13 protein-coding genes are annotated in these 11,936 nt (G+C 71.7%); 11 read left to right on the top strand and 2 right to left on the bottom strand.

Annotated features, from left to right (window positions below):
• Window positions 1-56: 56 nt before the first annotated feature.
• From PotMrB4_RS04345 to PotMrB4_RS04295, 11 genes are all read left to right on the top strand, one after another.
• Window positions 57-308 (top strand): DUF2790 domain-containing protein, encoded by a 252-nt coding sequence (locus PotMrB4_RS04345; RefSeq protein WP_107331776.1) that lies wholly within the window; start codon window positions 57-59, stop codon window positions 306-308.
• Between the two features lie 59 nt (window positions 309-367).
• Entirely contained in the window at window positions 368-1,126 is a 759-nt protein-coding gene (locus PotMrB4_RS04340) for a sulfite exporter TauE/SafE family protein (RefSeq protein ID WP_172432615.1), read from the top strand.
• A 168-nt stretch (window positions 1,127-1,294) separates the two neighbouring features.
• The gene (locus PotMrB4_RS04335; RefSeq protein WP_044402455.1) at window positions 1,295-1,537 is read left to right on the top strand and encodes an exodeoxyribonuclease VII small subunit; all 243 of its coding nucleotides are present in this window, start codon (window positions 1,295-1,297) and stop codon (window positions 1,535-1,537) included.
• Window positions 1,534-2,421 carry a (2E,6E)-farnesyl diphosphate synthase gene (gene ispA / locus PotMrB4_RS04330; RefSeq protein ID WP_044402458.1) on the top strand — a complete coding sequence of 296 codons (888 nt, stop codon included), beginning with the start codon at window positions 1,534-1,536 and terminating at the stop codon, window positions 2,419-2,421. Before PotMrB4_RS04335 ends, ispA begins: the two co-directional genes overlap by 4 nt.
• A gap of 228 nt (window positions 2,422-2,649) precedes the next feature.
• Window positions 2,650-3,396: an AraC family transcriptional regulator gene (locus PotMrB4_RS04325; protein ID WP_197939506.1), complete on the top strand. Its 747-nt coding sequence runs from the start codon at window positions 2,650-2,652 to the stop codon at window positions 3,394-3,396.
• Window positions 3,397-3,571: 175 nt separating this feature from the next.
• Entirely contained in the window at window positions 3,572-4,642 is a 1,071-nt protein-coding gene (locus PotMrB4_RS04320) for an ABC transporter ATP-binding protein (protein ID WP_172432614.1), read from the top strand.
• Window positions 4,639-6,270 carry an ABC transporter permease gene (locus PotMrB4_RS04315; protein ID WP_172432613.1) on the top strand — a complete coding sequence of 544 codons (1,632 nt, stop codon included), beginning with the start codon at window positions 4,639-4,641 and terminating at the stop codon, window positions 6,268-6,270. Before PotMrB4_RS04320 ends, PotMrB4_RS04315 begins: the two co-directional genes overlap by 4 nt.
• Window positions 6,271-6,290: 20 nt before the next feature.
• The gene (locus tag PotMrB4_RS04310; protein ID WP_172432612.1) at window positions 6,291-7,283 is read left to right on the top strand and encodes an extracellular solute-binding protein; all 993 of its coding nucleotides are present in this window, start codon (window positions 6,291-6,293) and stop codon (window positions 7,281-7,283) included.
• A gap of 13 nt (window positions 7,284-7,296) precedes the next feature.
• Window positions 7,297-8,085: an inositol monophosphatase family protein gene (locus PotMrB4_RS04305; protein ID WP_172432611.1), complete on the top strand. Its 789-nt coding sequence runs from the start codon at window positions 7,297-7,299 to the stop codon at window positions 8,083-8,085.
• Window positions 8,086-8,114: 29 nt separating this feature from the next.
• Window positions 8,115-9,482, top strand: a complete 1,368-nt coding sequence (locus PotMrB4_RS04300) for an OprD family porin (RefSeq protein WP_172432610.1) — start codon at window positions 8,115-8,117, stop codon at window positions 9,480-9,482.
• A gap of 129 nt (window positions 9,483-9,611) precedes the next feature.
• On the top strand, window positions 9,612-9,998 hold the full coding sequence (locus PotMrB4_RS04295) for a cupin domain-containing protein (RefSeq protein ID WP_052807525.1): 387 nt from the start codon (window positions 9,612-9,614) through the stop codon (window positions 9,996-9,998).
• Between the two features lie 4 nt (window positions 9,999-10,002).
• Here the strand turns inward: PotMrB4_RS04295 and PotMrB4_RS04290 are convergent, their stop codons facing one another.
• Together PotMrB4_RS04290 and PotMrB4_RS04285 are read right to left on the bottom strand one after the other, a co-directional pair.
• Window positions 10,003-10,908 carry a phosphatase PAP2 family protein gene (locus PotMrB4_RS04290; RefSeq protein ID WP_172432609.1) on the bottom strand — a complete coding sequence of 302 codons (906 nt, stop codon included), beginning with the start codon at window positions 10,906-10,908 and terminating at the stop codon, window positions 10,003-10,005.
• 26 nt (window positions 10,909-10,934) lie between these two features.
• Window positions 10,935-11,882: a LysR family transcriptional regulator gene (locus PotMrB4_RS04285; protein WP_142012337.1), complete on the bottom strand. Its 948-nt coding sequence runs from the start codon at window positions 11,880-11,882 to the stop codon at window positions 10,935-10,937.
• Between the last annotated feature and the right edge of the window lie 54 nt (window positions 11,883-11,936).

Below are 11,936 nucleotides of genomic sequence, written 5' to 3'. Positions count from 1 at the left end.
TTCCGCAGCAGCGCGCGGGTTCTCATAGCGGCCTGTTCCACAGCCTGGAGACCCCCATGCGCACGCAACCCACCTTGCTCATCGGCGCCCTGCTCGCCGGCCTCGCCACCAGCGCCCTCGCCGCACCGCCGAAGCCCGTGCCCTACACCTACGGCATGAACCTGGACGTCGCCAAGGTGCTCAGCATCGAGGAGCCCCACCCGCTCACCTGCCAACTGGTGGAAGCGACCATGACCTACCTCGACACCCACGGACAGACCCGCGCCGTCACCTACACCAAGCAGTCCGACGCCTGCCTCGCCGAGTGACCTTGCGCTTTGCCCCGGGCCGCCCAGGTGCGTAAGCTCGCGCCTTTTTGCGGGGCCCCATGACGCTTGCCGACTGTTTCCTCCTGCTGCTCGCCGGTTTCGCCGCCGGCGGCATGAATGCCCTGGCCGGGGGCGGCACCTTCTTCTCCTTCCCCGCCCTCATGGCCACCGGCCTGCCGCCGGTCACCGCCAACGCCACCAACGCTGTCGCCCTCTGGCCCGCCAGCCTGGCCGCCAGCTGGGCCGCCCGCGAGCAGTTGCGCCCGCTGGGGCGCTACGTGATTCCCCTGGTGCTGCTCTCGGTGCTGGGGGGCGTGGCCGGCGGGCTGCTCCTGCTGGCCGGCGGCGATGCGGTGTTCCGCCGGCTGATCCCCTGGCTGCTGGCCGCCGCCACCCTGCTGTTCGCCGCCAGCCCCTGGCTGAGCCGCTGGGTGAACCGCCGCCGCAGCGCCGACAGCCTGCCGCCCCACGGCCTCGGCGGCGGCCTGGCCCACGCCCTGGTGGCCGTCTACGGCGGCTACTTCGGCGCCGGCATGGGCATCCTGCAACTGGCGGCCTTCTCCATCGAAGGGCACCCCCTGCTGCGCGCCAACGCCCTGAAGAACCTGCTCTCCAGCACCATCTACAGCACCGCCGTGGTCACCTTCGTCCTCGCCGGCCGGGTCAGCTGGGCCGAACTGGCCGTCCTGCTGGCCGCCGCCAGCGCAGGCGGCTACGCCGGCGGCGCCCTGGCCAAACGCCTGCCCACCGCCTGGCTGCGCGCCTGGGTCATCGCCGTCGGCACCGGGATGACCGCCTACTACTTCCTCAACCCCTGAAACCTGGCGCCCCGTAGGATGGACCGCGCTCCATCGATCCACCGTTTCCAGGGGTACCCATCGCCCTGCGCGGCCACCGAACCCACCCCGCTACGACCACCGTCGATTGCCCGCAAGGCCGCGCCTCTGCTAGTGTCCGCCCGTTCTGAAATCCCCCGAGACCCCTCCATGGCCCGCAAGAAAGCCACCCCCGACTTCGAACAGTCACTCGCCGACCTGCAAGCGCTGGTCGAACGCCTGGAAAGCGGCGAACTCTCGCTCGAAGACTCGCTGAGCGCCTTCGAGCAGGGCATCCGCCTGACCCGGGAATGCCAGGGCGCCCTGAGCCAGGCCGAACAGAAGGTGCAGATGCTGCTGGAGCGCGACGGCGAGCTGGAGGAAGCCCCCTTCGACGCGGACGAGCCGGCATGATCGCCGCCTACCAGGCCCGCTGCCAGGCGCGTGTCGACGCCGCCCTGGAAACCCTCTTCGACGCCCCCTCCAACGAGCTGGACCGCCTCTACCAGGCCATGCGCTACAGCGTCACCAACGGCGGCAAGCGCGTCCGCCCGCTGCTGGTCTACGCCGCCTGCGAAGCCCTCGGCGGCAACCTCGACCAGGCCGACGGCGCCGCCTGCGCGGTGGAGCTGATCCACGCCTACTCCCTGGTGCATGACGACCTGCCGGCCATGGACGACGACGACCTGCGCCGGGGCAAGCCCACCACCCACAAGGCCTTCGACGAAGCCTGCGCCATCCTCGCCGGCGACGGCCTGCAGGCGCTGGCCTTCGAAGTGCTGGCCGACCGCCGCCGCAACCCGCAGGACGGCGACACCCGCCTGGCCATGATCACCGCCCTGGCCCGGGCCTCCGGCCCCGCCGGCATGGTCGGCGGCCAGGCCATCGACCTCGGCTCCGTGGGCATCCGCCTCGACCAGGCCGCCCTGGAGACCATGCACCGGCACAAGACCGGCGCCCTCATCGAAGCCAGCGTGCGCCTCGGCGCCCTGGCCAGCGGACGCGCCGACGACACCCTGCTGCGTGCCCTGCAGGTCTACGCCCGCGCCGTGGGCCTGGCCTTCCAGGTGCAGGACGACATCCTCGACGTGGAAAGCGACACCGCCACCCTCGGCAAGACCCAGGGCAAGGACCAGGCCGCCGACAAGCCCACCTACCCCGCCCTGCTCGGCCTCGACGCCGCCAAGGACTACGCCCTGGAGCTGCGCGACCAGGCCCTGCACGCCCTGCGCCCCCTGGGCGAGGCCGCCGAGCCGCTGCGCGCCCTGGCCCGCTACATCGTCGAACGCCGCAGCTGATCGACAGCCCCGCACCCCGGGTGCGGGGCCTGGCCCCTCGGCAGGAAATGCCGGCCGGACCAGCGGCCACCTTCCCCCTCGTGAATACGCAATTGCGCGCCCCTCCCCGGGGCGCCCGGCCTCTGGCGCCCGTCGAACGGGCCGGGCTAGGTTCACTGCCCAAGGCCGCCCGGGACCGGCGGCCGACGGGCCGAACCCTCCCGACAGCCAGCCTCCGGCGTATGCACGATGCAGCTCGAATGCCTTTCACACGCCCCGGACCTGCCCAGCCTGCTGCGCTGCCTGGAGCAGGTCGCGCCGCTGCTGGACGCGATGCCGGACGTGGTGTTCTTCGTCAAGGACCTGGACGCCCGCTACGTGCTGGTCAACCAGACCCTCGCCCAGCGCTGTGGCTTCAGGGACAAGGCGCCGCTGCTGGGGCGCACCGCCGAAGACGTGTTCCCGCGCCGCTTCGGCCACCTCTACACCGAGCAGGACCGCCAGGTGCTGGAAGCCGGTGACCAGCTCAGCGACCAGCTGGAACTGCACCTCTACCCCGGCCGCAAGCCCGGCTGGTGCCTGACCCACAAGCTACCCCTGCGCGACCCGGCGCAGCGGGTCATCGGCATGGCCGGCATCTCCTACGACCTGCAGGCACCGCAGTCCAGCCACCCGGCCTTCCAGCGCCTGGCGGCGGTGGACGCCCACATCCGCGAGCACTTCGCCGAGCCCATCAGCCTCGATGAACTCACCGCCATCGCCGGGCTCTCCGCCTCCCAGCTCGGCCGCCTGTGCAAGCGCATCTTCCAGCTCAGCCCCCGGCAGATGATCCACAAGGCGCGCCTGGGCGCCGCCACCCAGCTGCTGGCCGGCGAGCTGCCCATCACCGAGATCGCCTACCGCTGCGGCTATGCCGACCACAGCGCCTTCAGCCGCCAGTTCAAGGCCCTCACCGGGCTCTCCCCGAGCCAGTACCGCGAGCGCTGCCACGCCTGAGGCCGGCCGCCCGGCTGTGCCGAACCGCGCACCGCAACCGGGCGAATCGATCAAGCCACCCGCCCGCGCCCCGTTCACAGTAGGCCCATCCACGGGGTGCAACGACGCCCCGGGGCGGCCCGCCCAGGCACCGCCCCCGCGCCAACAAGAACAAACACGCGAACGGAGAATTGCGATGTCATCCATCAGCATCAGCCAGCTGGACGTCAGCTACGGCAGCGGGATCAGGGTCATCGACGGCCTCGACCTGCACATCCCCGACGGCAGCTTCTTCACCCTGCTCGGCCCCAGCGGCTGCGGCAAGACCACCCTGCTGCGGGTGATCGCCGGCTTCATCCGCCCCAGCGGCGGGCGCCTGGCCTTCGGCGACGTCGACATGACCCAGGTCCCCGCCCACCGCCGGGGCATCGGCATGGTCTTCCAGGACTACGCCCTGTTCCCCGACAAGACCGTGTTCGACAACGTCGCCTACGGCCTTCGCGCCCGCCGGACCGACACGGCGACCCTGCGCCGCACGGTGGGCGAATACCTGGAGCGGGTCGGCATGAGCGGCTTCGCCGAGCGCCACCCCGCCGCCCTCTCCGGCGGCCAGCGGCAGCGGGTGGCCCTGGCCCGCGCCCTGGCCATCGAGCCCGAGGTGCTGCTGATGGACGAGCCGCTGTCCAACCTCGACGCCCAGCTGCGCCTGCAGATCCGCGCCGCCATCGCCGACCTGCAGCGGGAGATCGGCATCACCACCGTCTTCGTCACCCACGACCAGGAAGAGGCCCTGGCGCTCTCCGACTGCATCGCCCTGATGCGCAAGGGCCGCATCGAGCAACTGGGCAGCCCCCAGGCCATCTACCAGTCCCCCGCCAGCACCTACGCCGCCGACTTCATCGGCTCGGCCAACCTGCTGGCCGCACGGGTGCTGGAGCAGGCCGGCGACGACGGCATCCGCGTACTGGTGGCCGGCCAGCCCCTGCAGGCCCGGGCCGAGACGACGCTGCCCGTGCCCGAGGTGCACCTGGTGGCACGGCCGGAAAGCATCCGCCTGCGCCCCGCCGGGCAGAGCCTCGGCAACTGCCTGGCCGGCCAGGTGCGGCGCAAGCAGTACCTGGGCAACCGCACCAGCTACCGCATCGAGCTGGCCGACGCCCAGCAGCTCAGCGTCGACCGTTTCGGCACCGACGGCGACGGCTTCCACGAAGGCCAGCCGGTGAGCCTGGAGTTCGACCCCGCACAGCTCCGGGTGGTGGCCCAATGAACCGGCGCCTGCCCTCCCCCTGGTTGCTCCTCGCCCTGTTCGCCCTGGGGCTGCTGCTGGTGTTCCTGCTCTGGCCCCTGGCCAACCTGCTGCACGGCAGCGTGGCCGGTGCCGGCGGCAGCGGCTGGGCCCAGTTGCTGGACGAGCCGCGCTACCTGCGCGCCCTCGGCAACACCCTGCTGCTGGGCGCCCTGGTGACCGGCTGCGCCAGCGTGCTCGGGGTCTCCCTGGCCTATGTCACCGCGCGCTTCGACTTCCCCGGCAAGGCGCTGGTGGCGGTGCTGCCGGTGTGCACCCTGGTGGTCCCGGAGGTGATCGTCAGCCAGACCTGGCTGATGCTCCTCGGCAACAACGGCCTGCTCACCCGCGCCCTGGAGGACCACCTCGGCCTCACCCTGCCCAGCTTCTACGGCTGGCCCGGCCTGGTGCTGGTGATGAGCCTGGTCTACTACACCTACATCTACCTCGGCACCCTGGCCGCCATCCGCGGCTTCGACGCCCAGCTGGAAGAAGCCGCCCAGAGCCTCGGCGTGCCGCCGGCCAAGGCGCGCCTGCAGGTGATGCTGCCGGTGGTGCTGCCCGCCGTGCTGGCCTCCGGGCTGCTGGTGTACACCCTGGTGGTGGGCAACTTCGCCATCGCCACTCTGCTGGGCGGCAAGGTGCAACTGCTCTCGGTGCTCACCTACCTGAGCTTCGTCTCCGAAATGGGCACCAACGCCGGCCTACAGAGCGCCCTGGCCACCCTGTCCATCGCCATCGTCGCCGGGGTGCTGTTCCTCCAGCGCTGGCTGGTGGGGCGCAAGCGCTACGAGATCGTCCAGGGCCGCAGCGCCCCGGCCCAGCGCCTGCGGGGCGTGCGCGGTGCGCTGCTGGGCGCGGCCACGGCGCTGTTCATCCTGCTCTCCTCGCTGCCGCTGCTGACGGTGCTGGCCAGCGCCTTCACCCGTTCGCGGGGGCCGGTGATGCACTGGGGCCAGTTCTCCCTGGAGAACCTGGAGCGGGTCCTGCTGCGCAGCCCGGAACCCATCCTCAACACCCTGGCCTACGGCGCCCTGGCGACCCTGGTGGGCATCCTGCTGAGCGTGGTCATCAGCTACCTGGTGATCAAGAAGAAGAACCTGCTCACCCCGGCCATCGACTACCTCGCCATGCTGCCCCTGGCCATGTCCGGCACGGTGCTCGGCATCGGCCTGGTGATGACCTTCAACAGCGGCCCGCTGGCCCTCAGCGGCACGGCGGCGATCATCGTGGTCGCCTTCGTCGTCCGCCGCTTCCCCTTCGGCGTTCGCAGCGCCTCGGCCACCCTCTACAACATCCCCGACTCCATCGAGGAGGCCTCCATCAGCCTCGGCGTGCCGCCGCTGCGCTCCTTCTTCAAGGTGGTGCTGCCGCTGATGGCGCCCGCCGTCGCCGCCGCGGCGGTGCTCACCTGGACCACCATCGTCGCCGAGCTGAGTGCCTCGCTGGTGGTGTACTCGGCCGGCCGCGAGACCATCACCATCCAGGTCTTCCGCCTCGTGGAAACCGGCCTCCAGGGCCAGGCGGCGGCCTACGGGCTGGTGCTGGTCCTGCTCACCCTCGTCCCGGTGGTCATCGCCACCCGGGTGTTCCGCATCAAGGTCTTCTGAACCGCAAGGAAGGACTCGCCATGAACGCCACCTGGAAGCACCGGCTGCCCGCCCTGCTGGCCGCCCTCGCCCTCAACCTGCTGCAACCCGCCCTCGCCCGCGAGCAGGCGGTGCTCTACACCACCAACAACGACTCGGCGGTGCAGGCCCTGCTGGACAGCGGCCAGCGCCTCGACCCGGGCCTGAAGATCGGCGTGGTCAACGGCTCCAGCGCCGCGCTGCTCAAGCGCATCGAGGCCGAAGGCCAGGCCGCTCGGGCCGATGTGTTCTGGAGTTCCCAGCCCAACACCCTGGGCGCCTTCACCGCGCTCTACGCGCCCTACCGCTCGCCCCAGGCCCAGGCCATCCCCGAGGCCCACCAGCACCCGCAGCAGCTGTGGAGCACCGCCAACATCCAGGTGGTGGTGATGATGGTGAACCGCAAGCAGCTCGGCGGGCTCAAGGAGCCCACCCAATGGCGCGACCTGCTGGACCCGGCCTGGAAGGGGCGGATCATCGTCGGCGACCCCACTGCCACCTCCACCGCCTACACCGCGCTCTGGGGCCTGCGCCAGCTGCTGGGCGAGGACGACTTCCGCCGCCTGGCCGCCAACCTGGTGGTCTCGCGCAACTCCAGCGCCGTGCTCAACCAGGTGGCCCAGGGCGAATACGCCGTCGGCCTGACCTTCGAGGGCAACGCCTACGCCTATGTCGCCGGCGGCCAGCGGGAGATCCGCCTGGTCTACCCCGCCGACGGCACCTTCGTCACCGAAGAGGCCCTGGTACTGGTGAAGAACGGCCCCAACCCCGAGGCCGGCAAGCGCCTCTACGACCTGCTGCTGAGCCGCGACACCCAGATCGCCCTGCTGGAGCAGGCCTACCGCCGGCCGAGCCGCAGCGACATCGAGGTCAGCGCCCATGTCGAGCTGCCGGAGCTGAAAGACATCGCCGTCTTCCCCACCGACGAGCAGGCCGCCATCGCCGGCCGCGACGCCTTCCTCAGCGCCTGGAAGGGCCTCGACAAAGCCCTCTGACACGGAGCCGGACATGACCGCCCACCACCACCGCGCCACCGCCGAACACCTCGCCGACCTCGCCCGCGCCCGCCTGCAGGCCCATTGGCAGGCCGCCCAGGAGGACGGCCAGCCCTTCGAGGACAAGGACGACGCCAGCCCCGTCACCGCCATCGACCGCGCCATCGAGCGTGAACTGCGCGAGGCCATCGCCCGCCACACGCCCAGCTTCGGCGTGGTGGGCGAGGAGTACCCCGACCACCAGCGCGACGCCGAATACAGCTGGGTGCTCGACCCCATCGACGGCACCAAGGCCTTCATCGCCGGGGTGCCGGTATACGGCACGCTGATCGCCCTGTGCCGCGACGGGCGCCCGGTGCTGGGGGTGGTCGACCTGCCCATCGCCGGCCTGCGCTGGGTCGGCGTCGCAGGCGAGCCCACCCGGCTCAACGGCCAGCCGGTGCGCACCCGCCCCTGCACAGAACTGGCCCGCGCGCTGCTGGCCAGCAGCAACCCGGAAAGCCTGCCGGACACCCACCTGGCAGCCTTCGCCCGGCTGCGTGACGCCACCCGCTGGCGCCTCTACGGCGCCGCCTGCAGCGCCTACGCCAACCTCGCCCGGGGGCGCATCGACCTGGTGGCCGACGGCGGCGGCATGGCGCCGGTGGACTACTGCGCCCTGGTGCCGGTCATCGAAGGCGCCGGCGGGGTGATCAGCGACTGGCAGGGCCGCCCGCTCGGCCTTGGCTCCGGCAGCAGCGTGCTGGCCGCCGGCGATCCCCAGCTGCACCGCCAGGCCCTGGAACGCCTGCACCAGGCCTGAACCGCCCGAGGTCACAAGGAGGACACGCCATGACCGCCATCCATTTCCGCCTTCCCCTCGCCCTGTCGCTGGCCCTCACCCTGGGCCTGGCCGAGGCGGGCGGCTTCCTCGACGACAGCCACGCCACCCTGTCGCTGCGCAACTTCTACTTCAACCAGGACAACCGCGACGGCCACGCCGGCCAGACCGAGGAATGGGGCCAGGGCCTGCGCCTGGACTACCAGTCCGGCTACACCGAGGGCACGGTGGGCGTCGGCCTCGACGCCATCGGCCTGCTCGGCCTTCGCCTGGACGGCGGTGGCCGCGCCGGCAAGGCCGACCAGGCCCGTACCCCCAGCGCCCTGTTCCCCCTGGAGCACGACGGCCGCGCCCGCGACGAATTCAGCAGCCTCGGGCTCACCGCCAAGCTGCGGGTCGGCGCCAGCGAGGCGCGGGGCGGCACCCTGATCCCGCGCCTGCCGGTGATCAAGGCCAACGACGGGCGCCTGCTCCCGCAGACCTTCGAAGGTGCCCAGCTGACGGTGCGCGAGTTCGACGATCTCACCCTGCTGGCCGGTCGCCTGCGCCAGGCCACGGGGCGCGCCCAGAGCCACCGCGACGACCTCTCCATCAACGGCGCCAACAGCCCGCGCAAGCCCGGCAACGCCGTCAGCGCCGCGCCGGCCCGCCACAGCGACGCCTTCGACTTCCTCGGCCTGGATTACCAGGTCACCGAGCAACTGCAGGTGCAGTACTACCTGGGCCAGCTGGAGGACTTCTATCGCCAGCACTTCGTCGGCCTCAACCACGAGCAGGCGCTGCCCCTGGGCACGTTGAAGACCGACCTGCGCCACTTCGACACCCGCGCCACGGGCCGCAACGCCAGCCGCAGCGGCCGCGCCGAGGGCTACACCGCCGCCGGCTACTACGGCCCCGGCAACGGCGAGAGCGGCGCCCATCGGGGGCGGGTGGACAACCGTGCCTGGAGCGCCCTGTTCAGCTGGAGCCTCGGCGCCCACACCCTCGGCGCCGGCTACCAGCGCCTGAGCGGCGACAGCCACTTCATCCAGCCCAACCAGGGCAACGGCAGCGACGTCTACCTCATCACCGACCGCCAGCTGAACAGCTTCGCCCGCGCCGGCGAACGCACCTGGCTGGCCCAGTACGGGCTGGACTTCGGCACCTGGGGACTGCCGGGGCTGACCAGCAACGTCGCCTACCTCAAGGGCAGCGGCATCCGCTCCGAACGCGGGCACCTGCACGAGTGGGAACGGGACTTCACCCTGGCCTACGTGGTGCAGGCCGGGCCGGCCAAGGGCCTGGGCATCACCTGGCGCAACGCCAGCCTGCGCAGCCAGGCGAGCACCGACGTCGACCAGAACCGGGTCTTCCTCACCTACAGCCTGGCGTTGTTCTGACGGGTGCTTGAAATGCACTGACGGCCAGGCGGTGGAGGGCACGGCATCGCCTGGCCGTACAGGTCTTTCAGAAACGTCCGAGGCATCCGGGCTGCTAACGTCCCCGGACCCACGCACCGGGAGGCCCCCATGAAAGCGATCCCCATCCAGGCCGTGCTCGACGGCATCCCCAAACCCCACCCCTTCGCGCCGGCCTGTGCCGAGCTGCAGCCGGTCGCGCCCTTCCAGCCGGGCCCGGCCACGGTGCAGCTGGGCCACCTGGACGGCGAAGGCCCGTGGCAGCGCCACCCCGAGGGCGATGCGCTGCTGCAGGTGCTGGAAGGTGAAATGGAGATCAGCCTGCTGGCGGTGATCGGGCTGGTACGCGAGCCCCTGCCGGCGGGCTCGCTCTACGTGGTCCCGCGCGGGCTCTGGTACCGCCTGGAGGCGAAGGCCGCGTCGATCCTGGCGGTGCTGCCGGAGAAGGGCGAGAGCGAGCGCTCGGCCTACCCGCTGCGGGTGGAACGCAGCGCCTGAGGGCTCAGGCGGCGCGGGGCAAGGCGTCGGCCGGCGCCTCGTCCCGTGCCGGCGCAGGGGCCAGCAGGCCCAGGCGCACCAGCACCCAGGGCGCCAGCACCGCGACGAAGGTGCCGATGGCCAGGCCACGGAAAGCCTGCCAGGCCGGGCCTTCCAGGTGCAGCGCCAGCCCCGTGTGCTTCAACCCCCACTGCAGGCCGATGAAGGCCAGCGCGCCGAGCACCGCCGCCGTCACCCGTCGCCACAGCGGCACCGCCACGCTGAACCCCACGCGCCGGTAGCCGATGATCACCACCAGCATCAGCCCTGCCAGCAACGGTACGTAGCTCGGCGGCTCGCCGCGCCAGGTGAGCGCGAAGGCCGCCGACACCGCCACCACCAGCGCCAGGTGGGCCAGCGCCGGACCCTCGCGCCAGAAGCGCCAGCGCCTGGCCAGGGCGAACAGGCCGAGGGTCGCCAGGCCCAGGGCGCTGCCGCCGAGCAGGTCCTCGATGTCGTGGGCGCCCAGGTACAGGCGGCTGAACAGGATGCCCGCCACCAGCACGCAGGCCAGGCCCCAGAACCACAGGCGGCGCACTTCCAGCGCCAGCCAGAACCACAGCACCACCGACAGCTGCGCGTGGCCGCTGGGCAGGCCGAAGCTCTCGCCCACCTCGTGGTCCATGCGCAGGGCAATGTCCGGGCGCGGGTCCTGCCAGTAGTCCTTGAGCCAGGCGTTGAGCAGCGCGGTCACCGCTACCAGCACCAGCAGGCGGAAGAACACCGTGCGCTGCCAGGCCCAGTAGCCCAGCGGCAGGAAGAAGAGGATGAACTTCTCGTAGCCCAGCAGGGTGAAGAAGCGCATCAGCGGCGTCAGTGCGTCGCTACGCAGGGGCAGCACCCAGTCCAGGCTGTGCAGCAGCTCGTTCATGGCGAGTCCTTTCCGGAGGAAGGCGCCTACTGATACGCGAGGACCTGCGGAGCGGCAAGCCCCTCGCCGAGCTGGGCCAGCAAGCGCTCGCGCAGCCAGCGGTTGCCCGGCTCGCCGGCCGCCTGTTCGTGCCAGTACAGGTTCAGCGTCACCGGCGGCAGGGGCAGCGGCATCGGCAACTCCCGCAGCGGGGCGATGCGCGTCAGCATCGGGCAGTAGGCGGCGGCCACGGTCAGCAGCCCGTCGCTGCCGGCGGCCAGTTGCGCGGCAGTGAGGTAGTGCTGGCAGCGCTGCACCACGTGGCGCGAGAGGCCGAGGCTGTCCAGGGCCAGGTCCTCCACCGAGATGCTGCGCCGCCGCGAGGTGACGGCAATGTGCCGCGCCGCCAGGTAGCGCTCGGCGTCCAGTTCGCCGACGAAGGCCGGGCCGGCCAGCACCCGCAGCGGCTCCCGCAGCAACTGGCACTGGCGCAGCTCGGCATCCGCCGGGCGTGCCACCTCCACGGCCAGGTCGATGTGCCCGGCGGCCATCTCCAGCTTCAGCTCGCCCCAGCGCACGCTGGTGCTGCGCACGCCGACCCGGGGCAGGTGCGGGCGCAGGGCGGCGACGATGGGCGGCAGCAGCAGCGGCTCCAGCTGCTCGGGCATGTTGAGGATGAAGGTGCGCGAGTCCCGCGTCGGGTCGAACTGCTGCAGCCGGTCCACCCCGCCCTGCAGCAGCGCCAGGGCCTCGCTCACCACCGGGGCCAGGCGCAGGGCCACCGGGGTGGGGGCCACGCCGCGCCCCTCGCGGATGAACAGCGGGTCCCCCAGTTGCTCGCGCAGGCGCGCCAGGGCGTGGCTGATGGCCGACTGGCTGAGGTGCAGCACCGCCGCCGCGCGGGTCAGGTTGCGTTCGCGGTGGATCACGTCGAAGACGCGGAACAGGTTCAGATCAACACGGCCAAGGGCTGGCCATTCATGTTCCTTATTCATGGTTGCGCCTCCACGCTCACGGAGGGTGCCCGCCCCTCTGCACCGGTCATGCAC

The organism is Metapseudomonas otitidis (genome assembly GCF_011397855.1).
GTDB classification, from domain to species: Bacteria; Pseudomonadota; Gammaproteobacteria; order Pseudomonadales; family Pseudomonadaceae; genus Metapseudomonas; species Metapseudomonas otitidis.
The sequence above is the reverse complement of the archived record's forward strand: the minus strand, read 5'-3'. Positions and strand labels throughout refer to the sequence as shown.

Excerpts from the sequence above, each read along its gene's own strand:
- PotMrB4_RS04295 (WP_052807525.1), top strand. The coding sequence starts at position 9,612 with ATGAAAGCGATCCCCATCCAGGCCGTGCTCGACGGCATCCCCAAACCC.
- PotMrB4_RS04290 (WP_172432609.1), bottom strand. The coding sequence starts at position 10,908 with ATGAACGAGCTGCTGCACAGCCTGGACTGGGTGCTGCCCCTGCGTAGC.
- ispA (WP_044402458.1), top strand. The coding sequence starts at position 1,534 with ATGATCGCCGCCTACCAGGCCCGCTGCCAGGCGCGTGTCGACGCCGCC.
- PotMrB4_RS04335 (WP_044402455.1), top strand. The coding sequence starts at position 1,295 with ATGGCCCGCAAGAAAGCCACCCCCGACTTCGAACAGTCACTCGCCGAC.
- PotMrB4_RS04285 (WP_142012337.1), bottom strand. The coding sequence starts at position 11,882 with ATGAATAAGGAACATGAATGGCCAGCCCTTGGCCGTGTTGATCTGAAC.
- PotMrB4_RS04325 (WP_197939506.1), top strand. The coding sequence starts at position 2,650 with ATGCAGCTCGAATGCCTTTCACACGCCCCGGACCTGCCCAGCCTGCTG.
- PotMrB4_RS04340 (WP_172432615.1), top strand. The coding sequence starts at position 368 with ATGACGCTTGCCGACTGTTTCCTCCTGCTGCTCGCCGGTTTCGCCGCC.
- PotMrB4_RS04310 (WP_172432612.1), top strand. The coding sequence starts at position 6,291 with ATGAACGCCACCTGGAAGCACCGGCTGCCCGCCCTGCTGGCCGCCCTC.
- PotMrB4_RS04345 (WP_107331776.1), top strand. The coding sequence starts at position 57 with ATGCGCACGCAACCCACCTTGCTCATCGGCGCCCTGCTCGCCGGCCTC.
- PotMrB4_RS04300 (WP_172432610.1), top strand. The coding sequence starts at position 8,115 with ATGACCGCCATCCATTTCCGCCTTCCCCTCGCCCTGTCGCTGGCCCTC.
- PotMrB4_RS04305 (WP_172432611.1), top strand. The coding sequence starts at position 7,297 with ATGACCGCCCACCACCACCGCGCCACCGCCGAACACCTCGCCGACCTC.
- PotMrB4_RS04320 (WP_172432614.1), top strand. The coding sequence starts at position 3,572 with ATGTCATCCATCAGCATCAGCCAGCTGGACGTCAGCTACGGCAGCGGG.
- PotMrB4_RS04315 (WP_172432613.1), top strand. The coding sequence starts at position 4,639 with ATGAACCGGCGCCTGCCCTCCCCCTGGTTGCTCCTCGCCCTGTTCGCC.